Source organism: Leifsonia sp. Root4 (genome assembly GCF_001425085.1).
Taxonomy (GTDB): Bacteria; Actinomycetota; Actinomycetes; order Actinomycetales; family Microbacteriaceae; genus Microterricola.
In genome coordinates, this window is sequence record NZ_LMDN01000005.1 from 54,807 (window position 1) to 76,758 (window position 21,952).

The following is a 21,952-nucleotide window of genomic DNA, read 5'->3' on the forward strand; positions in this document are numbered from 1 at the left end:
AGCTCAACCAGCGTTAGGAAGCGGCGTCGCCTAGCTGGCGTGTTCCTCGCGTTCGACGGCGGATGCCGGCAGCTCCAGCTCCACGGCGGTGAGCTTGCGCGGCACCTCGTGGATCGGCGCCGGCTCGATCAGCAGGTCGAGCTTCGTCTCGTCGATGCCGGGGAACTGCCTCGCCGTCACGAGCACGCGCGTCTCGAGGGAGTTCGCGAACTTGTTGTAGCTGTCGACGGTGCGTTCGATCGCCTTGCGCAGGCCGTCGGCGTGCGTGCTGAGAGTGCCGAGCCGAGCGTAGAGCGCCTTGCCGAGCTCGAACAGCTTCTTGGCGTCATCCGTCAGCGCCTGCTCCTGCCAGGTGTAGGCGACCGTCTTCAGCACAGCCCAGAGGTTCACGGGGGAGGCGAGCGCGACCCGCTTGCCGAAGGAGTACTCGAGGATCGCCGGGTCGGCCTCGAGAGCGGAGGAGAGCAGCGACTCGCTGGGGATGAAGGCGACGACGAACTCGGGGCTGGCGTCCAGCCCCTCCCAGTAGGTCTTCTTCGCGAGGGCGTCGATGTGCCCACGCACGGCCTTGACGTGCCGGTCCACGAGCGCCTTGCGTCGAGCGCCCTCCTCGCCGCTCGCCGTGATGGGGATCTGACTCGCCTCGATGTAGTGCTCGAGCGGCACCTTCGCGTCGACGGCGATGGACTTGCCGCCGGGCAGGCGGATCACCATGTCGGGGCGGCCCGCTCCGGCATCCGTCGTGATCGACTGCTGGGTGTCGAAGTCGACGTACTGGGCGAGGCCAGCTGCCTCGACGACGCGGCGCAGCTGGGTCTCGCCCCAGACGCCGCGGGTGCTGTTGGAGCGCAGCGCGCTGGCCAGCGACTCGGTGGCGCCGCGCAGCTGCTCGTCGGAGAGCTGGGCCTGCTTGAGCTGCTCGGAGAGCGAGCCGAACTGCTCGCTGCGCTGCTTCTCGAGCTCGGCCACGGTGCTCTGCATGGTCGTGAGAGTCTCGCGCACCGGCCCGAGCGCCTGCAGCACCGCGCTCTCGCGCTTCTCCCGCTCGGATTGCTCGATCCGGTCGGCCCTGTGCCGTTCGGCCAGCTCGGAGAACTGCAGCTTCTGGGCCTCGATCTGGGCGAGCAGGCTGTCGACGGTGGCGTCCGCCGCAGCCAGCTCGGCTCGAAACTCGGCATGGGCGGATGCCGCGCTCGCCCGGGTCTCGGCCAGCTGCAGCGCGTGCTGCGCGGCCAGCACCTCGGGCGACGCGATGGCCACGCCGTCGCCTGCTCCGGCCGTGCGGCGCGCGAAGAGCCAGGTGCCGATCACGCCGAGGGCGGCGCCGAGCAACAGACCGAGCACGAGCATCAGAAGTGGTTCCATGCTGCAAGTGAATCAGCTGCCACCGACACCGACGGTTGCCGCACCGGAGAGTCGGGTCGCGGGTGGGACGAGCGTTACTGCAACGCCATCGGGCCGTGCGTGCTCGCGTGCTCTGCGACGGCGACGGGTCCGATCACGCCGACCTTCACCCGGGTGATGTGGGCGAGGCGCTCGAGGTCTTCCGCCTCGTGCCTGGCGGCGGCGTGCACGATGATCGCGGCGCACGCCTCGGCGTCGGCGAGGGCGTCGTGGTGGCGGAAGTCCTCGAATCCAGCGGCCATCGCCGCGACGGGCAGGCGGTAGGAATCGAGGTGGTAGGTGCGCCGGGCCACCTGCAGGCTGCAGACGTAGCGGAGGTCGGGCACCACGAGCCCGCTGGCGGTGGTGGCGGCCTTGATGACGCCGAGGTCGAAGCCGGCGTTGTGGGCGACCAGGTGGTCGCCGTCGACGAAGTCGAGCAGATCGGGCAGTTGTTCCGCCCAATCGGCGGCGTTCGCGACATCCGCCGCGACGATGCCGTGGATGCGTGTGTTCCACGACACGAACTCGTCGTGCGGGGGTGCGGGCTTGATGAACCAGTTCGCCTCGTCGACGACGCGACCGTCGCGCACCTTGACCAGGCCGACCGAGCAGGCCGATGCGCTGGAGGAGTTGGCGGTCTCGAAGTCGATCGCAGTGAAGTTCAATGGCACATTTCCATGGTCTCACGCCGCGGTGACAGTGGGCCGCGAACGCACCGGAGCGCCATAAGCTGGCACGGTGAAGCACGCCAAGGTCTACCTCTTCCTCGTGCTCGCCAACCTCTTCTGGGCCGGCAACTTCGTCTTCGGCGCCCTGGTCGTCACGCAGATCTCGCCGGTGTCGCTCACGTTCAGCCGCTGGCTCTGCGCGTCGTTCCTGCTCGTGCCGCTGGCCTGGCTGATCGAGCGCGTCTCGTGGCGGCGGGCTCTCGCCGAATGGCGACTGCACGCGGTGCAGTCCGCGCTCGGCCTGGTCGGATTCACCCTGTTCATCTACTGGGCGCTGGGCTTCACGACCCCGATCAGCGCTGCCGTGATCAGCGCGACGAATCCGGCCGTGATCGCCCTGGCCGCCGCACTGTTCCTCGGAGACCGCCTGTCGGGCAGTCGCATCCTGGGGCTCGTGCTCTCATTCGCCGGCGTGCTCGTCGTGCTGAGCGGCGGCAGCCTCGCGCGGATCCTCGAGAGCGGCTTCAATCCCGGCGATCTGCTGGTCGTCGCCGCCATTCTGGTCTGGACCGCGTACTCGCTCATCGGCCGGCGTGTGACGACGCCGCCCGTCACCGCCACCGCCGTGCAGGCGGTGTTCGCGATCGTGCTGATGCTGCCGTTCGTGCTGGCGTTCGGGCTGCAGCTGCCGACGGATGCCGCCGGCTTCACCGGTCTGGCCTACATCATCCTGTTCCCCTCCGTCGCGTCGTACGCGCTCTGGAACATCGGGGCCGGGCGCATCGGGCCGGCACGCGCCGGGATCTTCCTCAACCTGTTGCCGGTGTTCACCGTGCTCATCTCGGTGCTGCTCGGCGCCGAACTGAGCCCTGCACACATCATCGGAGGCGCGCTCGTGCTCGCCGGCGTCTACCTGACGAGCAGGCGGAGGCCTCCGCCGACGGAGTCACCGACGCCCGCCGTCGCGCAGGCGACTCCCTAGTCGCGGGCGGGCGGATTGTCGAGCGCGGCGGCCTGGCCGAGGTAGTCCCGAATGGCGTCGTCCTGCAAGTCATCCGCCGAGGTGAGCTTCAGGTGCCGGGTGTTGAACCCCGTTCCTTCCAGCAACCAGTGCTCGTCGGTGAAGGAGGCGCCGCGCTCGAACAGGACGGTCAGATGAGTGGGGGTCGCGCTGACGGTCGCGAGGATCCGGTGACCCTGCCAGGCGGGGGAGCCGCCGCTGATCACCTCGTGCGCGGTCGGGACAGTCTCCTCGACGATCCGCCGCAGCGTCTCGAAGATCTCCCGCTGCTCGGGTGTGAGCCGGGCCTCGGCGAAGACATCGACGTCTTTGTTGCGCATGGTTGCCTCTCCTGCTTCCGCTGGCGCGGGTTGTGTGAGGTTACTGCGCGGCATCCGCGGGCGTCAATCATTCCCGCAGGGAAGTGCGGCGGCAAAAGGTAGACTGTCCCACCGTGGCTCTTACAATTGGAATCGTTGGTCTGCCCAACGTCGGCAAGTCAACCCTTTTCAACGCTCTGACGAAGAACCAGGTTCTCGCGGCGAACTACCCGTTCGCCACGATCGAGCCCAACATCGGCGTCGTCAACCTCCCGGATTCCCGGCTCGACACGCTCGCCGAGATCTTCGGCAGCGAGCGCATCCTGCCCGCAGCGGTGTCGTTCGTCGACATCGCCGGCATCGTGCGCGGCGCCAGCGAGGGTGAGGGTCTCGGCAACAAGTTCCTCGCGAACATCCGCGAGGCCGACGCCATCGCGCAGGTCGTGCGCGGCTTCGCCGACTCCGACGTCGTGCACGTCGACGGCAAGGTCAACCCGGCCGGCGACATGGAGACCATCAACACCGAGCTGATCCTCGCCGACCTGGAGACCCTCGAGAAGGCGATCCCGCGCTTCGAGAAGGAGATCAAGGGCAAGAAGCTCGGCCCGGAGGTCCTCGTGGCCGCCACCGAGGCGCGTGACGTGCTGAACGCCGGGACTCCGCTGTCGGCGGCATCCGTCGACCTCGAGCCCATCAAGGAGCTCGGCCTGCTCACCGCGAAGCCCTTCATCTACGTCTTCAACGTCGACGAGGCCGTGCTGCAGGATGACGCCAAGCTCGCCGAACTGGCGGCGCTCGTCGCCCCGGCCAAGGCGATCTTCCTCGACGCCAAGCTCGAGTCCGAGCTCATCGACCTGGACGATGAGGATGCCGCTGAGATGCTCGCATCCACCGGCCAGACGGAGTCCGGTCTCAACCAGCTCGCCCGCATCGGTTTCGACACCCTTGGTCTGCAGACCTATCTCACGGCCGGCCCGAAAGAGACCCGCGCGTGGACCATCCCGCAGGGTGCCAAGGCCCCGCAGGCGGCCGGCGTCATCCACACCGACTTCGAGCGCGGCTTCATCAAGGCCGAGGTCATCTCCTTCGACGACCTCGTCGAGACCGGCTCCGTCGCCGAGGCCCGTTCCAAGGGCAAGGCCCGCATGGAGGGCAAGGACTACACCATGCAGGACGGCGACGTCGTGGAGTTCCGCTTCAACGTCTAGGTCTTTGAGGCGATGTGATGTCAGGTGATCGGCAGATCTCGAGCCGCGCGTGTTCGAGTTCACGTTTCAAAGCAACTGACGTTTCCGCCCTCGCCGCCGCATTCGGTCACGTCCACCGCGTGCGAGTCGAAACGATGGATGTCACCGTCCGCCTCCCGTCGCTGGCCGCAACGCGGTAGCCTGCAACATGGGCAATGGCGAGCGACGGTCATCCGCGAACGAAGCCGGGCGTCGGGTGCGCAAGCGTCTACCGCGGCGGAGTTTGGCCGAGCTGGTCCTTCCCGTCGACCGGGATCCCCTCGGCATCCTTGAGGAACAGCACGCGTCGAGACTGAAGGACCTCGTGCCTGTGCGGGTTGGACGGATGCTGCAATCCCCGTTCTCGTTCTATCGGGGCACGGCGGCGGTCATGGCGGCCGACCTGCGTGGGGCACCTACCACCGACCTCGAGGTCGTCTCCTGCGGGGACGCCCACATCTCAAACTTCGGCTTCTTCGCCTCGCCCGAACGCGCGCTCGTCTTCGACCTCAACGACTTCGACGAGGGCGGTGTCGCGCCGTGGGAGTGGGACGTGCGCCGGCTCACCGCGAGCGTGTACATCAGCGGACGCGATATCGGCTTGAGCGAGGACGCATGTCGCGCCGCGGCCTTCGCCTCGGCCGACGCCTATCGCGAGACGTTGCGGGCATACTGCCGCCTCTCGACCCGGGAGCGCTACTACACCCGGGTCGACACGTCCTCGGTCGCTCGCCACCTCGGGGAGAGAGGAGAACGAACGGTTCACAAAGCGACCAAGAAGGCCCGCGCACGCACCTCCGAACGGCTCTTGCATCGCCTGACGACCATTTCGGTCGACGGCGGCATTCGCATAGTCGATCAACCTCCCGTCCTGCGCCACGTCGACCACGCGACCTTGGGTGAGGTCACCGATCTCTTCACCCAATACCGCGCGACCCTGCGCGAAGATATCGCGTTCCTATTGGAGCAGTACCGCGTTGTCGACTTCGCCCTGCGGGTCGTGGGTGTCGGCAGCGTCGGCACCCGCTGCTACCTCATCGCCGTCGAAGGCCCCACTGGCGACATCCTTTTCCTCCAGGCCAAAGAGGCTCCGCCCTCCGTCTTGGCGACTTATGGGGGCCGCCGGTCGATCATCCCGGGTCGCCCCGGCGTGACGGACTTCATCGAGGGTCACCGCGTCGTCGCCGCCCAGCGGATACTGCAGGCCAATTCCGACCTTTTCGTCGGTTGGATGCGCGGCTGGGCCGGTGACTCCGCGGACCGGTACCGGGTGGACTACTACTGGAGGCAGTTCCGCGATATGAAGGGGTCGATCGAGCCGGCCACGCTCGACGCCGACCAGTTCTGTTCATACGGTTCGCTGTGTGCCGCGCTCCTGGCTCGGGCGCACGGGCAGTCCCCTGCCTCGGCCGCGGTCGTGGGCTACCTTGGCCGATCCGAGGAGTTCGCCGAGGCGACGGCGGCATGGTCGGCCGCCTACGCCGATATCGCCGAGGCCGATTTCGAGCAGCTACGTCGGGCCGTCGCGTCCGGACGCCTCCAGGCGGAGACCGGCGTCTGACCCGGACCCGGGTGGCGGTGGCGCAGTACTTCAAGCACGATGGCGACGTGGTGGAGTTCCGCTTCAACGTCTAGCCTCATTCCGTTTCAACGTCTCGGTCTTGAGTTGTGAACGCGTCGCCCGGTCATTCATGAGGGAGAGTGAGAGATGAGCGGTGACACTGGGCCCAACTTCGTCTGCTTGGCCTCGAACCGACTGTTTTGGAGAGTTGGGGATCCCTACGTCTACCCGTATGCGGTGGATATCGATTTTAGGGAGACCCCACCCGCCATCTGGGTTTCGGAAGGCGTGACATTCAGCGCGGTCGGCGCGAAGCTCACCGTTGCGGAAGCGCTAGCCCCCGCGTGGGAGCTGCATTTTGGGAACGCTGAGGCAGAGTGGCTGCGCCCCTACCTGACGCGTATGTCCCAGGGCGAAACTGTCGCGGAGGAGGAGCTGGTCACACATTTCCTTCACCTGCACGGTCGAGCCCCCGAGACGATTGCGTGATTCAGCTCGCACAACAACGCCGCTCAGTCGATCGAATTCGACGGAGTGGCGTTGTTCATATCTGCACAACAGTGAGCCGATTACTCGTCCGCGACGGTGCCCACCTGTTTCGCCGGCACCCCAACGACGATCGCCCGCGCCGGCACATCCTTGATGACGACGGCTCCCGCGCCCACCACGGCCCCATCTCCGATGTTCACGCCCGGGAGCACCGTCACATTGGCCCCGAACCAGACGCCCCGCCCGATCACGACGCGGGCCGGGTGCATGTCGGCCCGTCGGCTCGGCGCCATGTCGTGATTCAACGTCGTGATGACGGCGTTGTGGCCGATGAGGGAGCCGTCGCCGATCTCGACTCCGCCCTGGTCTTGGAAGCGGCAGCCACTGTTGACGAACACATTCTCCCCAAAACGGATGTTTTTGCCGAAGTCGGCGCTGAAGGGCGGGAAGAGCTGAAAGGACTCGGGGACCTCGTGCCCGGTCAGCTCACTCATCAGCGCGCGCACCTCGGTCGGGGAATGATAGCGGCCGTTGAGCTCGGCGGTGATGCGCAGCGATTCCTGGCTCGCGGCGTGCATGGCCTCGTGATGCGGCGAACCTCCGGGGATCGTCTCTCCGGCGTTCAGCGCGGTCAGGAGGGCATCGAGTCCTTGAATATCGGCCATGGGTAAACGCTAGCGCGCGGTCGCCGGACAGGCACCCTTGCTACATTTATCTTGATGTCAAGATAAATGGGAAGGGGGTGGGGCATGAAGCTCCATCATGTCCAAGTCTCCATGCCGCGCGGTCAGGAAGATGAGGCGCGTCGCTTCTATGGCGAAGCACTCGGCCTGCACGAGGTCCAGAAGCCGCCATCCTTGGTCGGCCGCGGTGGCTGCTGGTTCCGTGCTTTCGACGGCGAAGTCGTCGTTGCGGAGATCCATCTCGGCATCGACGATCCGTTCGTCCCTGCCGCAAAGGCCCATCCAGGCCTCGTCTGTGCATCGCTCGGTGAGCTGGAGGCGACGGCAGACCGCATCACCCTCGGCGGGTACGAGCTCTCCTGGGCGGAACGCGATACGTTCGAGGGGTACATCCGCTTCCATGCGCGTGACGGTTTCGGGAATCGCGTTGAAGTGATGACCCCTCTAGCGAGGTAGGGGCCCTGCCGTTCAGCCCAGTTCACGGTCTAGCCCTAGCGTGGACGCCGTACGGCGGTGATGAGTCCTTGCTTGCGTACCCCGGGATCGGAGCGTGTGTGGGTTCCGGTGACTGCGAATCCGCACGCCTCAACGCGCGCGGACAAGAGCTCCAGTGGCCAGTAGTACGCCGTCGTGACGGCGTGGTCGAACGGGATGAGTTCAGGCCCCTCGAAGAAGCCGAGCGCTAGGCTGCCGCCCGACCGAAGGCACCGCGCGAACTCGGTCAGGGCGGAGTCGATGAGCTCTGGATCGGTGTGAATGAGGGAGTACCACGAGAGGATGCCGCCGAGGCTTTCGTCATCGATGTCGAGGCGCTCGGCCCGTCCGATCCGGAAACGAATGCCGGGATATCGACGCTGCGCGGCGGCGATGAACTCCGGAGTGGGATCGATGCCCTCGATCTGGAGGTCGTGCTCGGACAGAAAGTGCGTCCATTGCCCCGGGCCGCAACCAACATCGATGATCGGTCCGGTGAGTCCGCGCGCCCAGGCGAGAACACCTTTCCGGTCTGCTTCGGCGGCGGCGTCGATCCTGCCGAACAGCTCGATGTACTCCGCAGATCGCGCACCGTACGCGTCGCTCACCTTCGAAACGGTCATGGTGACCACCCTTCCGGGACCAGGTCTAGCCGTTCGCCCCGTTGAAGCAATGAACGCACATCTGGCGCCGAATCTCCTGTTTTCAGGGCCATTTGTGCGTTTGGTTCGAGCGGAGTCTCAGACGAGCTCGTCGATGAAGCCGCGCACCGTCTCGACGACCAGACGCGCGACCGTCGGGGCGTCGAGCGGTGATGACTTCAGCACCGTCATCGAATGATCGGCGCCGGGCACAGCGGTCACGCGGATGTCGCGGGTAGCGGCCGGATCGCTGGCACGCGTGGCCTCGACGATCGCCGCTGACACCTCCTCCGCGTTGCCGAAGGTGTCCCGCTCGCCCTGCAGCACCAGCACCGGAACGGTCGGCTGAAGCAGTTCGTCGATCCGGGACTTCTCTGGCCGTCCCGGCGGGTGGAGCGGGAACGCGAGGCAGACCACGGCGACGGCGCCGACGTCACCCGCCGTCCGGCAGGCGACGCGAGCACCTGCGCTGCGGCCACCGACGATGAGGGGGAGTCCTGCGGCGATCTCGGCGACCTGTGGCGCCGCGGCCATCCAGCCCACGTCGAGTGCGGCGGGCCGGGGAGCGACACTGCGCCCGGCCAAACGCCATGGCTGCTCGAAGCGCACCACGGTGATGCCGAGACCGGGCAGGGCGGCCGCGAGCGCGAGCGTGTCGGCAGCGTCCTTCCTGCCACCTGCGCCATGACCGATCCAGAGCACCGCGCGCGGTTCGTCTGCGGCGTCGATGACGAGCCGTCCTGGTCCAAGCGGTGTTGGGACGTCGAGATCCATGTCTTCGACGGTACCCGAGTCGCGGCCGTTCGGTGATGACGAAATGGGGCGGCCGGCTGACACGGGGACCTCAAGCTCCCTGATCGGAGTCTCGCGGAACGCCTACCGGGGCATTGCCCGATGAGCATTCCGCGAGACGGTACCAATCTCTAGAGGTAGGGCCTGGTGATGAGTTCGATGGCGTGCCCTGAAGGGTCCTTGAAATAGACCCCGCGTCCGCCGTGTTCGGTGTTCGTCTCTCCTGAACGGGTCATCTGCGGGTCTGCCCAGTGGGACACACCCCAGTCGACCAGGCGCGAGTATGCGCGATCGAAGAGTTCGTCATCGACCAGGAATGCATAGTGCTGCATCTGGATCTCGACGGGCGGCTCCGCGAACTGCAACATCACGCCATCCTCGAGCGTGATGTTGGTGAACGGGCCCCAGGATGGGGCTTCCGTCGCTTCGATGAGTTCCCGGTAGAACCTGGCGGACTCGTGACGATCCGTCGAAGCGATGATGGTGTGGTTGAACGATGCTGACACGGTGATTCTCCTGTTCTCTGGCTCTTTCTGACGCGTCGCTGGTGTCGTTCGATGCGTGGGCATCCGAACGACACGCCAGATGGCGGTGCCCGCGAGCGACGAAACGAGGGCTCGAGCGGGGAGAATCGTTGCCGCGGTCGGGACGACCGGCGACCCGTCAGAGAACTACCGGTTTGCCCAACTGTGCATGGCATCGAGCCGATCCGGTAATCACGGTCTCATGGTATCGGAGAAGTTCCGTTGCAGGACGAGTGGAGACCTCTCAGCTGAGTGCTTGGGCAAGCCCGACGAGGATGCCCTCCGGCCCGCGCACGTAGCAGAGCCGGTATGAGTCTTCGTACTGGACGACGTCGTTGCTGACGAGCTCCGCGCCGTTCTCGCGCAGGCGCTCGAGCGTGGCATCGATGTCGTCGACCGCGAACATCACGCGCAGGTAGCCCAGGGCGTTCACGGGGGCGTTGCGGTGATCGGCGATGATGGCCGGCTCGAGGAAGCGTGAGAGCTCGATTCGGCTGTGGCCGTCAGGCGTGCGCAGCATCGCGATCTCGACGCGCTGATGCCCCAAGCCCGTCACGCGCCCGGCCCACTCGCCCTCCACGATCGTCTGCCCCTCGAGTTCGAGTCCGATCTCGCGGAAGAAATCGATCGCCGCGGCGAGATCCTCGACGACGATGCCGACGTTGTCCATCCTCACAGTCATGGCGCCATCCTAGGATGCTGTTGCTCCGACTGCTACGGTGGGCCCGCATGGGGAGAGTTCGCGTGTTCGGCCTCGCTGCGGTGCTGCTGCTGATGAGTCCGGCGCTGTCGGGGTGCGCCGTGGCCTGCCCCGCCATCGGCTGGGTGAACGCCGTCAACGTCGAACTCGGCGGGAACGCGGATGACGCGGCAGCTGTTCAGCTGTGCGTCGACGGCGTCTGCGCCGAGTCGGCTCCCGTGCTCCCTGTGACCGACGAGCCGCTGCGCCTGTCGACGGCCCTCCCGGACCTTGCGACGACCGCTCCGTCGGAGAGCCCGCTGCTCTTGTCCACCGCGCACCTCGACGAGCGCACCTGGCGGATCACCTTCACGACGGAGGCGCCTGACTCGATCACCATTCGCGCCGTCACCGCAGCCGGCGACGTCCTCGCCGAGCGGGACGCGACACTCCAGTGGCAGCGCGTAGGCGGGAGCGAGCGGTGCGCCGGCCCGCTCGAAGCCACGCCGATCGGCCTCGACATCCCGTCCTGAGCTCGGGAGTGCGCTCGCCGCATCGGTCACCGAGGAATGCTGGATGCCGCGCGTGAGGCGAGATCCGCTCTGCGCGAGGAAGCCTGGCCGATCTGCGACAATCGGCACATGACCGCGACGCCCCTCTCCGATCTCGCCGTGCACTCGTGCGTGCTGCTGACGACCTTTCGACGCAACGGTGAGGGCGTGTCAACTCCGGTCTGGGTTGCGCCGGATGGCGAGCGACTACTGATCACGACCGATCCAGGCTCAGGCAAGGCGAAGCGCCTGCGGCACACAGGGCGAGTGCAACTCGTGGCGTGCTCGGCGAGCGGAGCCGTGCGCGAAGGAGCGTTGCCTGTCACGGCCGTCGCCGCCGTGCACGACGACGAGGAAACGCTCGCTGTGCTGGACAAGGCCCTGCTCAGCAAGTACGGCCTGCAGTACCGGCTGATTCGCGCGGGCAAGAAGTTGCGCCGCAGAGCCGCGGCCTCCGTCGCCGTCGTGGTGACCGCCGCCTGAACGGACGGCGGCGCTCGCGGCGGGCGGTCGGATTCACGCTGGCCAAGGGGATGGAGGTGCCGGAGGAGTTGGCGCCGCACTTCACATTCGCCCGTCAGGAGTCGACGTTGGCCAGGCGTCATCCGCGGCTCCTGCTTCGTGATCAAGGGCGAGTACTGATCCTCCTCGCCCACTTTCAGCGAATGTGTGGCATCCGTGCAAGATGCGCGGCGGATGTGACACATTCATGGTGTGAAGACTGACAGCGCCGCAGCCGCCCCCGACGCGACCGAGGGGGAGACCCCGAGCGACGGCGCCGCCGAGCACCAGACCGCTGAGCCCGTGCTGACCGATGTCGGTGAGAACCCTGCAGCCGCCGATGCGGCGTGGTTCACGGCGGAGGTGCACGCGAATTCCACCGCGCTGGTGCGCTACTTCGCCCGCCGCGGCCCCCGCCAGGACGCCGAAGACCTCGCCGCCGAGGTCTTCGCTGTCGCCTGGCGTCGCCGCGACGACGTGCCACGGGATGCCGTTCTGCCCTGGCTCTATCGCACCGCCGGTTTCACGCTGGCCAATCATCGCCGCAAGCACGTCGACCTGCCCGTCGACATCGTGCCGGAGACGGGCACCCCACGGGTGAGCGATGACCCGGAGCTCAGCGCGCTGTTCGATGCCGAACTCCGTGGCGCGCTGGAGAGCGTCGGGGAGCGCGACCGCCAGATCCTGCTCCTGCACGCCTGGGAGGGCCTGGACGGCGACGAACTCGGCGCGGTGCTCGGCATCTCGCGGTCCGGGGCGGATGCCGCCCTCTCCCGTGCCCGCAAACGCCTGCGCGAGGCGTGGCAGGAGCGGCTCGCCTTCTAGCGCGCCGGCCCGGGTCACCGGTCGCAGCTCGGCTCCGCGGCGTTCGGTTCCATCGCCCGTGCAAGGTTCCGCCCGCCCGGCACACATACATCAGTGAAGCCCCTTCACGTGAGGAAGATCGACATGAACGACGACAACGAACTCGACCCGCTGGCGCGACTGCGCGCCGCCGACCCGGCAGCCGGCGTCGAACCCCGCGCGGGATTCGCGGATGACGTCGTCGCCCGGGCGATGGCCGAGGAGCCCGCCGAGGAGCCCGCCGCGACCGCCGCAACCGCAGGGGCGCCGGCCGTGCAGTCCGACGCCGCCGTGACCGACTTGGGCACCGAGCGCGCCCGCCGCCGCCCGCGCTGGCTTCCCTTCGCCGCCGTCGCGGCCTCACTGGCGATCGTCGGCAGCGCCGGATACGGAATCGGCGCAACAGCCGGGGGAGGCACGAGCACCATCGCCGACGGCGCCGCCCCGCCCATCTCGCTGCAGTCCGGCGAAGGGCTCGGGGCTCCGGCTCCGGATGGTGGCGCGGCGCAGGAGGGGCCGACGGGAATTGCCGAGATGCAGTCGAAGATGTCGGCGGGCGGGGTCTCCGACATGATGTACCCCGTCTTCGGGCGCAACGTCTTCAGCTCCTCCGGCCTGTCGACGGCCGCGGGGTCGGCGGCCGCGTACACCTACGACGCCCGTGCGGCATCGAACGCCGAGGACGTCGCGGCACTCGGAGCGGCGCTCGGCATCGAGGGCACGCCCGTGCTCAAGGACGGTTCGTGGCAACTCGGACCCCAGGACGGCAGCGCGTCGTACCTTTCGGTGAGCGTCGACGGCACGCTGAGCTTCTACTACAACGACCCACTCATCAACCCCTGGCTGTGCGCGGATGGCGCAGACAGTTGCGCACCTCCGGCAGATCTTCCCAGTGCGGATGCCGCGATCGAGGCCTTGCGCTCCCTGATCACCTCGGTCGGGCGCGATCCCGGGTCCTTCGAGTACACCTCGGAGACGTGGGAGGGATCGTTCACCCGCCCCGCCCAGGCCTGGCCCGTCGTGAATGGCCAGCGCCTTGACCAGTCCTGGAACCTGGAGCTCACGGCATCCGCTGTCGTCAGCGCCTCCGGCAGCCTCGCAGACATCGTCGCGCTCGGCGACTACCCGATCGTCAGCGAGCAGGAGGCGTTCGAGCGGCTCTCCGATCCGCGCTTCGGCGCGCAGATGACGGCGATGCCGATCGCGTTCCGTGAGGCAGAGGCCACCACCTCCACCGAGTGGGTGCCCCCGACAGAGCCGCCCGCGACGCCGACTGCGGGCGCGATGGTCTCCTGGCCGGTGAACATGGTCGACATTCTCAGCGCACGCCTCGGCCTCTCGAGCCAGTGGCAGCCGGACGGCAGCGTGCTGGTCGTCCCTGCCTACGAGTTCACGGATTCCGACGGCGGCACCTGGTCGGTCATCGCCGTCGCCGACTCCATGCTGGACTTCGCGAGCGAGTAGCCGCGACCCATCGTCGGGCACGCGTGCGGGGGCGCGCGTGCCCGATGGCCCTCGGGCCGAGAGCCCTGCGTCTGGGCGGCCGCCCACCTTCAAATACGGCGGAAGGCGTTCGGCGCCGCTCAGCGCTCCACAGCGGCGAGGATCATCGCACCCAGTTCGTCCGGCTTCGTGAACTGCGGCCAGTGCCCCGTCGGCAGGTCGACGTACTCGGCATTCTTGAGTCGGGCGAGCTCCGCCACGAACGGCAGGCCGGCTCCCACCCAGTCGCTGAGCTGGGCCGCGGTGAACTCGCACGCGATGACCGTCGTCGGCACGTCGAGGCGGCGCTCGTCGTGCAGCTCCATGGCGTCGTAGGCGACCCCGCGCGGCTCCGGGATTGCGCGGGTGCGGAAGGCGGCGCGCAGATCGTCGTCGAGGTCGACGAGATCGGCATCGTCGAAGAACTCCCACGGTGGCAACGGAATATCGTCGCCTTCGTAGGGCAGGTTGTCGTTGATGGACTCCCCGGGCCCGAGCGGGCCGGAGTCGACGTAGATCGCACGTGCGATGCGGTCGGGCCTGGCATCGGTGACCCCGTAGATGACGGCGCCGCCGCCGGAATGGCCGACCAACACCACCGGCCCATCGATCCCGTCGACGACGGCCGTGACCGCGTCGATCTGTTGCCGCAGCCCGATTCCGGCGCGCGGGGCGTCGGCCGACTCGAGCCCCGGCGGGGTGAGCGGATGCACGCGGTGCCCCGCCTCGATGAGGGGCGGAAGAATCTCCGTCCACGATGACGCGTCTAGCCAGAAACCGGGAACGAGCACGATGTCCATGACGGCAGACTACCGAGCACGGCCGAACCCGGCCAGCACCCGGCCCGATACCCTAGAGCGGTGACTGATTCCCTGCCGCTCTGCCCCGAATGCTCCAGCGAACACGCCTACGAGATGGGCGCGCTGCTGGTCTGCCCGATGTGTGGGCACGAGTGGGCCGCCGGCTCCGATGACACGGATGCCGAGGCTCCCGCCGCCGTCATCAAGGACGCCGTCGGCAACGTGCTCGCCGACGGTGACACCGTCACGGTGATCAAGGATCTCAAGGTCAAGGGCAGCTCAACCGTGATCAAGGTCGGCACCAAGGTGCGCGGCATCCGCTTGCTGCAGGGCGTCGGCGACCATGACATCGACTGCAAGGTCGACGGCGTCGGGCCGACGCAGCTCAAGTCGAGCGTCGTCAAGAAGGTCTAGCCGGGGCTCGCCGCCACGATACGGCGGCGCAGCCGAGCATCGCTAGGGTTGTCGGATGCCAGAAACTGCCAGCACCCCGGGCCGCGCCGTCGCGTGGGAGCGCCACGAACTCGCCGTCGGCGACGTGACGATCAGCTATCTGCTGGGCGCAGCGGACGCGGAGGAGCCGGGCGCTCAAGCCCGGCCGACCGTCGTGTTCCTGCACGGCCTCGCCGGCAGCGCGGAGGAGTTCGTGCCGAGCGCGGAGGCGATCGGGCCTGGCTACCGCGTCGCGCTGATCGATCTGCGCGGGCACGGCCACAGCACGCGGCATCCGGATGACGCATCGCGCGAGGCCTATGTGCGCGACGTCATCGCGGTGATCGAGCAGCTGGAGGCCCCGGAAGGCGTCGCCCTGATCGGGCACTCGATGGGGGCGCACACCGCCATGCTCGTCGCCGCCGCGCGCCCGGAGCTCGTGCGCATGCTCGTGATGCTCGAGGGCGGGGTACAGGGCGCACCGCCCGAGGCGTCCGAGGGCATCGGCGCATACTTCGGCTCCTGGCCGGTTCCGTTCGCGGATGCCGACGCCGCCGGCCGCTTCCTCGGTGACGGCCCGATCGCGCTCGCGTGGGCCGCGGACCTCGAGCAGCGGGCAGACGGCCTCTGGCCGCGCTTCGACCCGGCATTCCTGCAGGCCTCCATCGCCGCCGTGCACGCGCACCCGCGCTGGGAGGAGTGGGAGGCGCTCGAGCCCGCGACCGCGCTCGTGTTCGCGCCATCCGGCATGTTCGATGCCGATGGCAAGGACGCACTCATCGAGGCGCGCCCGGCGACTCTCCGCGTCGACCTCGGCGACGGCAGCCACGACGCCCACCTCGATGCCACGGCGGAGTGGACGGCCGTGCTGCGCGATCTTCTCGGTCGGCTGGGGGATGGCCCGGTGCGCTGGGACTGGTGAAGGGCACGGGCCCTGCCTAGGCTGGCCGCATGAAATTCACACTCACCGTTGACATCGACGCGCTCGCCGGTGACCCGCAGGAGGAGCTCGCCCGGATCCTGCGGTACTGGGCCGGCAACCTCAAGCACTACGAGGTCGCCGAGGGATCCGCGGAGACCATCAGGGACTCGGCGTACACGGCGGTCGGCAGCTGGCAGTTCGCGCCGGCATCCGGCTGAGCACCCGCCCGAGCGGTGATCAGGCCCAGGCGAGGTAGTGGGGCAGCACGGTGCCGTCGGGCAGCTCGAGCAGCACCCGGTACTCGCTGAGCCCGGCGTCATCGCCGGCGCCCACCGAATCGAGTGCGCGCAGCTGCGGACGAGTGGTGTCGGCGGTGAGGGTGCCGCCCATCCCGGCCACGGGAACGCTCGGGTAGCTGACCCCGGTGATCCCGGCGATGAGCCCCGCGAGGCGTCGCTGCGGCACATCGGCCGGAGTCTGCCCGTGATTGTCGACGGTGAAGCGCGGCACGTCGGCAGCGGGAGGCGGCAGGAGTTTTGCGGTGGGGTCGAGCGCGACCAGGTTGAAGCTCGCCGTCTCACCGAGCCGGATGGGCACGCCGCAGCATGCCTGCTCCCAGCCGTCGACCACCACTTCGATGCGCACGCGCTCAGGGCCCCGCCGGCACGGCTGTCGGTGCGTCATCCGCCCGCGAGCGATCGGCCGCGCGCAGGCCGAAGCCGAAGGCGAGCGCGATGAAGAACATCAGCACACCGTAGACGGCGGCGGGCAGCGAGAGCTCGATGCTGTCGAGCACGGTCTGGGCGATGACGATCGCGAGGGTCGCATTGTGGATGCCGATCTCGAAGGCGCTGGCGACCGACTGGCGTCGCTCCACCCGGAACAGGCGCGGCACGAAGAAACCGATGCTGAGGCTGAGCAGGCAGAACAGCGTCGTGATGAGCGCGAGCTGGCCGAGGTTGGCCAGCAGGATCTCCCGGTTCGAGATGATCGCGCCGACGATCACGACGATCAAGATCACGATGGACGCGATGCGCACGGGCTTGTCCATCGCGTCGGCGAAACGTGTGCGCCAGCCACGCACCAGCATGCCGAGCGCGACGGGGGCCAGCACGATCACGAACACCTCGACGGTCTTTGACAGCTGCAGACCGAGCGACGCATCGCCGGGCAGGAAGTAGGCGATCGCGAGGTTCGTGATGAGCGGCAGCGTCACCACGGCAATCACCGAGTTGATGGCGGTGAGCGAGATGTTCAGTGCCACGTCGCCGCGGAACAGGTGGCTGTAGAGATTGGCCGTCGTGCCGCCGGGGGAGGCGGCGAGCAGCATCATGCCGACCGCGAGCACGGGCGGCAGCTGGAAGGCGAGCACCAACCCGAAGCACACGAGGGGTAAGACGAGCAGCTGGCAGACCAAGGCGATGAAGACAGCCCTCGGGTGCTTCGCCACGCGTGTGAAGTCGCGGGGCGTCAGGCTCAGACCGAGGCCGAACATGATGATGCCGAGCGCGACGGGCAATCCGATGGTGGTCAACGTTGATCCCATCGCATCAGTATGGCCGATACCCAGCCAGCGGGCGTGAGCCTCGCTCTAGACTCCATCAGGTGGACGATGAGCAGAGGCGGGCGGCGGCGGCCATCATCGACGCAGCGCTCGCGGACGCCGTTCTGCAGCTGACAGCGGCGGGTTCCCGCACGGAGGCCATCGCCCGTTTCGAGCCGGCGCGGCGGCGGGCGCTGTTGTTCACCGCGGAACCGCGGATGGTGCCCCTCGGCCGTGTGTGGCGCCTCGGCGTCTTCCTGCTCGGCATCGACGGGCAGCTCTACGCGACCGGGCACACGACGCGGGCCGTCGATCCACGCCATCCCGGCTACCAATCGGTGTCGGCCGAGGAGCGCCGTGGTTACCGGGCGGCGGCCTTCCGCGGACCGTTCGAACGCGGCGAGACCGTGAACTTCGACGCCGAGCGGATCGCACTCGGCGAGGAGCCGACATCCGCCGCATCGCCCCTCGTCGTGCGAGACGGGCAGCCGTTCGTGCGCTGGAGCGCAACGGCATCCGATGACGCGCTGCGCCCATTCGCCGACTATCTGGCAGAACGCGTCGAGCTGCTGCGAGGATGAGGGCACCGCACCTCACGCGGTTCGAGAGAGGGGCCGCGGATGTCGAGAGCTGAAGTCGAGCACTACCTGAGCGCGCTGCAGCACCCGCTCGCCGGCGTGCTCACCGAGCTCTGCACGCTCGTGCGGCAGAGCGACCCGCGAGTCGACGAGACGATCAAGTGGAATGCGCCGAGCTTCTTCATCAGCGACCACTTCGCGACGACCGGGGTGGTGCCGAAGGGTGGGATCCGCCTCGTGCTGCACACCGGCGCGAAGAAGCGCGCGGTTCCGCTGGTGGTCACGATCGACGGCGCGGACGGGCTCCTGGAGTGGAAGGGCACGGATCGGGCGGTCGTCAGCTTCGACGGCGACGAGCAGTTCGAGGCATGCCGGGAGCGCCTCGCCGCGGTGCTGCCGCAGTGGATCGCCCAGACCCAGCTGCGGGACTAGGCGGCGCGCGTTCAGACCGCGAGGAACGGTTCGAGCGCCTCGAGGATCGGGCGGCGGCCGAGTTCGATGTGGGCGTAGGCCTGCGCCGCCGCGAGCTCAGCCTTGCCGCCGACGATCGCATCGAGGAGCTGGCGGTGCTCGAGCGAGTGTTCGCTCTCGCCGCGGGCTTCGTGGGTCAGCCGGAAGATCCACTCCATGCGGCCGAGCATGGGCTCGAGGCTGCGCACCAACAGACTGTTGCCGGAGAGCCGCACCATCTCGGCGTGGAATTGCACATTCGACTCGATGCCCTCCGCCGTCTCGCCCGCCGCGAGGTGCCGCTCCGAGCGAGCGAGGAGTTCGGCGAGACGTGCGGCGGAGGCGAGCCCGGCGTGCACGCGGAGCGCGGCCTGCCGGGTCGCGAACGGCTCGATGCAGAGCCGTGCGTCGAAGAGTTCCGCGATGTCGTCGGCCGTCACGGACCTCACCACCGCGCCACGGTGCGGTTCCGTCACCACGAAGCCCTCGGATTCCAAACGCTGCAGCGCCTGGCGCACGGGAACGCGGGAGACCTCGAACCGTTCGGAGAGTTCGCGCTCCTTCAGCCGCGCACCCGGAGCGGGTTCGCCGGAGATGATGGAGCGCAGCAGCGCGCGGTAGACGCCGTCCGCGAGCCCCTCGCGGTCGGTGCCCTCGCCCTGCGTCGTGTGGTCCTGCTGCATCGCTGCTCCCTGCGCTCCGGCATCACGTGCGCTCGCGCGCTCGCGCGCTCCGCTTCTGGTATTCCAAATCTACCGCATGGCCAGAATCTGGGAACGAAGTGTCGCATCATTACAGTGAAGTTCTGAGGCTCACAGAAGCAAGAAATTGCTTTGGTATACAATTATGTGGATACTCGTGCGGCGAAAGGACGATCATCCATGCTCATTCAGGACGTACGACCGTGGGGCGGGCCAGCCGTCGATGTCATCGTCAGCGACGGCAGGATCAGCGAGCTGCGCCCGCGTGGCGCGGGCGGATCCGCCGACACCGGGGCGGCGGCATCCGCACGCCCCGATGCCGCACAGGCCCTCGAGCACGAGATCGTCGACGGGCGCGGGCGACTGCTGCTTCCCGCCTTCAGTGACGTGCACGTGCACCTCGACTCGAGCAGAATCGGGCTGCCGTTCCGTGAGCACACCGGGGCGCCCGGGGTCTGGGCGATGATGCTGAACGACCGGAACAACTGGCGCGACGCCGAGGTCGGACTCCCTGAGCGAGTCGCGGGCACGCTCGAACGGATGATCGCCAGGGGCACGACCCGCGTGCGCAGCTACGCCCAGGTCGACGTCGACTGCAGGCTGGAGAAGCTCGACGCGGTGCTCGCGGCCAAGCAGACCTTCGCGCAGCACGCGGACGTGCAGATCATGATCTTCCCCCAGGCCGGAATTCTGCGGGAGGCCGGGACGGTGGAGGTGTTGGAGGAGGCACTGAAGCAGGGCGCGGACGTCATGGGCGGCATCGACCCCAGCCAACTCGATCGCGACCCGGCACGTCACCTCGACATCGTCTTCGGCTTGGCCGAGAAGTACCAGGTCGAGGTCGACATTCACCTGCACGAGCCGGGCGAGCTGGGGGTGTTCAGCACGGAGCTCATCCTCGAGCGCACGCGCGCTCTGGGCATGCAGGGTAAGGTCACGCTCTCGCACGCCTACGAACTCGGGGCGGTCTCGGATGCCGTCAGCCGACGCCTCATCGACGACTTCGCCGAGCTCGACATCGCCATGGCGACCGTCGCGCCGGCGGCGCGGAACCAGTTGTCACTGCTCCAGCTGGTTGAGGCCGGGGTGCGCGTCGGACTCGGTGAGGACGGTCAGCGCGATTACTGGAGCCCGTACGGCAACTGCGACATGCTCGATCGCACGTGGCAGTTGGCGTTCACGAACGGCTTCAGGCGGGACGATCACGTCGAACTCGCGCTCGCCGTCGCGACGATGGGCGGCGCGAGCATCATGTCGCACGAGTCCCCGCGCCTGAGCGGCCTCGGCGATCGGCCCGGCATCGCGGTGGGGGATCGCGCCGACCTCGTGCTCGTCGACGGTGAGACCCCGACGAGCGCCGTGATGGACCGCGGGCTCGACCGCACCGTCATCCACGATGGCCGTGTCGTCGCCGACGGGCTGCATGTCCTCGGACACTGAGCCTCGTACCGCCAGCCGCACGCGCAGCCGCTCGACCCGCAGACGCTCTGCCCGAAGCTACGGTTCCGCCATCGGCCTCGCCGCGGCGCTGCTCGTCGGCATCAACCTGCGGCCGGCGATCACCTCGGTCGCCGCTCTGCTCGATGAGGCGAGCGCACACTTCGGGCTGAGCGCGGAGCTCTCGAGCGTGCTCGTGACCTTGCCTGTGATCGCCTTCGGCCTCACGGCTCCGATCGGGCCGTGGCTGGCGCGGCGCACCGGTGTCGCCGGGGCGCTCGGCTGGGCGATGGTCGCCCTCGCTGTGGCTCTCGCGCTGCGCGTTCTCGCGCCGGCCCTGCTGCTGCCGGGCACGTTCCTGGCCGGAGCCGCAATCATGGCGGCCGGCACCCTGCTGCCGCAGTACCTCAAGTCGTTGAACGCGAGCGGTCTCTGGATCGGGCTCAGCAGCATGTCGTTCGGCGTCGGCGCCGCGCTCGGCGCCGGTCTCGTCGTGCCGATCCACCGCGCGACGGGCGAGAGCGTCCCCGTGGCGCTCGGACTCTGGTCGGCGCTCGCCGTCGTCGCGGCCGTGGCGATCATCCTCGTGGCGCGCCGGGGCGATACCTCCAGGAATCATCACCGACCACGCCTGGCGATTCCCGCCGGTGGCGGCGGAACGATCTCGCTCGTGACCGCGGTGTTCGGCTTGCAGGCCCTGCTCTACTTCGCGGTGACGGCGTGGATGCCGCAGTTCCTGGCCGATCGCGGCGTCGCGGCCGAGGAGCGCGGCTGGCTGCTCGCCTGGTTCAGCGTCGCGGGATTCCTGCCGACGCTGCTCACGCCGATGATCGCGCGCAGACCCGCGGTGCTCCGCTGGTTCGGCCCCGGCCTGGGCGTCGCCGTGCTGCTCGGGCTCGGCTGGCTCGCCGTCGCGAGCACTGGGCAGTACGTCTGGGTGGTCGGTGTGCTCGGTGCCGTGCAGAGCGCGGCGTTCGGGCTCGCGATCAGTCTCATCGTCGGTCTGTCGGCGAACCCTCCGACGGCCGGTGTGATGTCCGCGGTCGGGCAGGGCGCTGGATACGCCGTCGCGGGGACCGGGTCGCTGCTGATCGGCGTCGTGCACGCGGCATCCGGAGGCTGGGCGCTGAGCTTCGCACTCATGAGCGGGCTCGCCGCCCTGCTGAGCCTCGCGGTCGCGCTGGTCATCAGGCGGAAGCCGGTAGACCTCCTCGATCACGCCTCCGCGCGGCCCGAAGCGGCGGAGCGCCCGACCCACCCGGCATAGGG

The 21,952-nt window shown here is 68.3% G+C and carries 28 protein-coding genes and 1 pseudogene; 17 read left to right on the top strand and 12 right to left on the bottom strand.

Features of this window, described 5'->3' with window-relative positions; translation table 11 throughout:
- Nucleotides 1-30 precede the first annotated feature (30 nt).
- Nucleotides 31-1,365: a DNA recombination protein RmuC gene (locus tag ASC66_RS16035; protein ID WP_055841952.1), complete on the bottom strand. Its 1,335-nt coding sequence runs from the start codon at nt 1,363-1,365 to the stop codon at nt 31-33.
- Between the two features lie 74 nt (nt 1,366-1,439).
- Nucleotides 1,440-2,057, bottom strand: a complete 618-nt coding sequence (locus ASC66_RS16040; protein WP_055841954.1) for an exonuclease domain-containing protein — start codon at nt 2,055-2,057, stop codon at nt 1,440-1,442.
- Between the two features lie 67 nt (nt 2,058-2,124).
- On the opposite strand from ASC66_RS16040, the gene ASC66_RS16045 reads away from it, so the two are divergent.
- Nucleotides 2,125-3,036, top strand: a complete 912-nt coding sequence (locus ASC66_RS16045) for a DMT family transporter (protein WP_055841957.1) — start codon at nt 2,125-2,127, stop codon at nt 3,034-3,036.
- Here the strand turns inward: ASC66_RS16045 and ASC66_RS16050 are convergent.
- Nucleotides 3,033-3,395 carry a DUF1801 domain-containing protein gene (locus tag ASC66_RS16050; RefSeq protein WP_055841961.1) on the bottom strand — a complete coding sequence of 121 codons (363 nt, stop codon included), beginning with the start codon at nt 3,393-3,395 and terminating at the stop codon, nt 3,033-3,035. The two genes, ASC66_RS16045 and ASC66_RS16050, sit on opposite strands and share 4 nt — an antisense overlap.
- Nucleotides 3,396-3,508: 113 nt before the next feature.
- Here ASC66_RS16050 and ychF point away from each other — a divergent pair, with 113 nt between their 5' ends.
- From ychF to ASC66_RS16065, 3 genes are all read left to right on the top strand, one after another.
- Complete coding sequence (gene ychF / locus ASC66_RS16055) at nt 3,509-4,582, top strand: redox-regulated ATPase YchF (protein WP_055841963.1); 1,074 nt, start codon at nt 3,509-3,511, stop codon at nt 4,580-4,582.
- 187 nt (nt 4,583-4,769) lie between these two features.
- Complete coding sequence (locus ASC66_RS16060) at nt 4,770-6,161, top strand: DUF2252 domain-containing protein (RefSeq protein ID WP_055841966.1); 1,392 nt, start codon at nt 4,770-4,772, stop codon at nt 6,159-6,161.
- 147 nt (nt 6,162-6,308) lie between these two features.
- Nucleotides 6,309-6,650, top strand: coding sequence for a hypothetical protein (locus ASC66_RS16065; protein ID WP_055841969.1), 342 nt, complete (start codon nt 6,309-6,311; stop codon nt 6,648-6,650).
- Between the two features lie 80 nt (nt 6,651-6,730).
- Here ASC66_RS16065 and ASC66_RS16070 read toward each other — a convergent pair whose 3' ends face one another.
- Nucleotides 6,731-7,315, bottom strand: a complete 585-nt coding sequence (locus ASC66_RS16070; RefSeq protein ID WP_055841972.1) for a DapH/DapD/GlmU-related protein — start codon at nt 7,313-7,315, stop codon at nt 6,731-6,733.
- An 84-nt stretch (nt 7,316-7,399) separates the two neighbouring features.
- On the opposite strand from ASC66_RS16070, the gene ASC66_RS16075 reads away from it, so the two are divergent.
- A complete protein-coding gene (locus tag ASC66_RS16075) occupies nt 7,400-7,789 on the top strand; it encodes a VOC family protein (RefSeq protein ID WP_055841974.1) in 390 nt (129 codons plus the stop codon).
- Between the two features lie 35 nt (nt 7,790-7,824).
- On the opposite strand, the gene ASC66_RS16080 is transcribed toward ASC66_RS16075, so the two are convergent.
- The 4 genes from ASC66_RS16080 to ASC66_RS16095 form a co-directional block, all read right to left on the bottom strand.
- Nucleotides 7,825-8,415: a class I SAM-dependent methyltransferase gene (locus ASC66_RS16080; protein ID WP_235496974.1), complete on the bottom strand. Its 591-nt coding sequence runs from the start codon at nt 8,413-8,415 to the stop codon at nt 7,825-7,827.
- Between the two features lie 132 nt (nt 8,416-8,547).
- Nucleotides 8,548-9,222 (bottom strand): alpha/beta hydrolase family protein, encoded by a 675-nt coding sequence (locus ASC66_RS16085; protein WP_055841977.1) that lies wholly within the window; start codon nt 9,220-9,222, stop codon nt 8,548-8,550.
- Between the two features lie 149 nt (nt 9,223-9,371).
- Nucleotides 9,372-9,746 (bottom strand): VOC family protein, encoded by a 375-nt coding sequence (locus ASC66_RS16090; protein ID WP_055841978.1) that lies wholly within the window; start codon nt 9,744-9,746, stop codon nt 9,372-9,374.
- Between the two features lie 262 nt (nt 9,747-10,008).
- Nucleotides 10,009-10,446 (bottom strand): VOC family protein, encoded by a 438-nt coding sequence (locus tag ASC66_RS16095; protein WP_082492433.1) that lies wholly within the window; start codon nt 10,444-10,446, stop codon nt 10,009-10,011.
- Between the two features lie 47 nt (nt 10,447-10,493).
- On the opposite strand from ASC66_RS16095, the gene ASC66_RS16100 reads away from it, so the two are divergent.
- The 5 genes and pseudogenes from ASC66_RS16100 to ASC66_RS16115 all read left to right on the top strand — a co-directional run bounded on the left by ASC66_RS16100 (nt 10,494) and on the right by ASC66_RS16115 (nt 13,802).
- Nucleotides 10,494-10,976 carry a hypothetical protein gene (locus ASC66_RS16100; RefSeq protein ID WP_157509831.1) on the top strand — a complete coding sequence of 161 codons (483 nt, stop codon included), beginning with the start codon at nt 10,494-10,496 and terminating at the stop codon, nt 10,974-10,976.
- Nucleotides 10,977-11,084: 108 nt separating this feature from the next.
- Nucleotides 11,085-11,477, top strand: a complete 393-nt coding sequence (locus ASC66_RS16105) for a PPOX class F420-dependent oxidoreductase (RefSeq protein ID WP_055842384.1) — start codon at nt 11,085-11,087, stop codon at nt 11,475-11,477.
- A gap of 17 nt (nt 11,478-11,494) precedes the next feature.
- Nucleotides 11,495-11,636, top strand: a pseudogene (locus ASC66_RS18500) (DUF8821 family protein); the annotation flags it as partial.
- A gap of 72 nt (nt 11,637-11,708) precedes the next feature.
- On the top strand, nt 11,709-12,320 hold the full coding sequence (locus ASC66_RS16110; protein WP_235496975.1) for an RNA polymerase sigma factor: 612 nt from the start codon (nt 11,709-11,711) through the stop codon (nt 12,318-12,320).
- A 123-nt stretch (nt 12,321-12,443) separates the two neighbouring features.
- Nucleotides 12,444-13,802: a hypothetical protein gene (locus ASC66_RS16115; RefSeq protein WP_055841987.1), complete on the top strand. Its 1,359-nt coding sequence runs from the start codon at nt 12,444-12,446 to the stop codon at nt 13,800-13,802.
- A 119-nt stretch (nt 13,803-13,921) separates the two neighbouring features.
- Here the strand turns inward: ASC66_RS16115 and ASC66_RS16120 are convergent, their stop codons facing one another.
- On the bottom strand, nt 13,922-14,620 hold the full coding sequence (locus ASC66_RS16120; protein WP_055841990.1) for an alpha/beta fold hydrolase: 699 nt from the start codon (nt 14,618-14,620) through the stop codon (nt 13,922-13,924).
- 60 nt (nt 14,621-14,680) lie between these two features.
- On the opposite strand from ASC66_RS16120, the gene ASC66_RS16125 reads away from it, so the two are divergent.
- The 3 genes from ASC66_RS16125 to ASC66_RS16135 are packed head-to-tail and all read left to right on the top strand — an operon-like array spanning nt 14,681 to nt 16,192.
- On the top strand, nt 14,681-15,034 hold the full coding sequence (locus ASC66_RS16125; RefSeq protein ID WP_055841993.1) for a zinc ribbon domain-containing protein YjdM: 354 nt from the start codon (nt 14,681-14,683) through the stop codon (nt 15,032-15,034).
- 55 nt (nt 15,035-15,089) lie between these two features.
- Nucleotides 15,090-15,974 carry an alpha/beta fold hydrolase gene (locus tag ASC66_RS16130; protein WP_055841996.1) on the top strand — a complete coding sequence of 295 codons (885 nt, stop codon included), beginning with the start codon at nt 15,090-15,092 and terminating at the stop codon, nt 15,972-15,974.
- A 29-nt stretch (nt 15,975-16,003) separates the two neighbouring features.
- Nucleotides 16,004-16,192 carry a hypothetical protein gene (locus ASC66_RS16135; RefSeq protein WP_055841999.1) on the top strand — a complete coding sequence of 63 codons (189 nt, stop codon included), beginning with the start codon at nt 16,004-16,006 and terminating at the stop codon, nt 16,190-16,192.
- 19 nt (nt 16,193-16,211) lie between these two features.
- Here the strand turns inward: ASC66_RS16135 and ASC66_RS16140 are convergent, their stop codons facing one another.
- Together ASC66_RS16140 and ASC66_RS16145 are read right to left on the bottom strand one after the other, a co-directional pair.
- Complete coding sequence (locus tag ASC66_RS16140) at nt 16,212-16,619, bottom strand: DUF6578 domain-containing protein (protein WP_157509832.1); 408 nt, start codon at nt 16,617-16,619, stop codon at nt 16,212-16,214.
- Nucleotides 16,620-16,623: 4 nt separating this feature from the next.
- Nucleotides 16,624-17,520 (bottom strand): bile acid:sodium symporter family protein, encoded by an 897-nt coding sequence (locus tag ASC66_RS16145; protein WP_055842006.1) that lies wholly within the window; start codon nt 17,518-17,520, stop codon nt 16,624-16,626.
- A gap of 59 nt (nt 17,521-17,579) precedes the next feature.
- Between ASC66_RS16145 and ASC66_RS16150 the strand changes: the two genes are divergently transcribed.
- Together ASC66_RS16150 and ASC66_RS16155 are read left to right on the top strand one after the other, a co-directional pair.
- Complete coding sequence (locus ASC66_RS16150; protein ID WP_055842008.1) at nt 17,580-18,098, top strand: hypothetical protein; 519 nt, start codon at nt 17,580-17,582, stop codon at nt 18,096-18,098.
- A gap of 39 nt (nt 18,099-18,137) precedes the next feature.
- On the top strand, nt 18,138-18,527 hold the full coding sequence (locus tag ASC66_RS16155; protein WP_055842012.1) for a DUF1801 domain-containing protein: 390 nt from the start codon (nt 18,138-18,140) through the stop codon (nt 18,525-18,527).
- An 11-nt stretch (nt 18,528-18,538) separates the two neighbouring features.
- Here ASC66_RS16155 and ASC66_RS16160 read toward each other — a convergent pair whose 3' ends face one another.
- On the bottom strand, nt 18,539-19,228 hold the full coding sequence (locus ASC66_RS16160; protein ID WP_082492434.1) for a GntR family transcriptional regulator: 690 nt from the start codon (nt 19,226-19,228) through the stop codon (nt 18,539-18,541).
- A gap of 198 nt (nt 19,229-19,426) precedes the next feature.
- Here ASC66_RS16160 and ASC66_RS16165 point away from each other — a divergent pair, with 198 nt between their 5' ends.
- Nucleotides 19,427-20,686, top strand: a complete 1,260-nt coding sequence (locus ASC66_RS16165; protein WP_055842015.1) for an amidohydrolase family protein — start codon at nt 19,427-19,429, stop codon at nt 20,684-20,686.
- Nucleotides 20,670-21,950 (top strand): MFS transporter, encoded by a 1,281-nt coding sequence (locus ASC66_RS16170; protein ID WP_055842019.1) that lies wholly within the window; start codon nt 20,670-20,672, stop codon nt 21,948-21,950. Before ASC66_RS16165 ends, ASC66_RS16170 begins: the two co-directional genes overlap by 17 nt.
- Nucleotides 21,951-21,952: the final 2 nt, after the last annotated feature.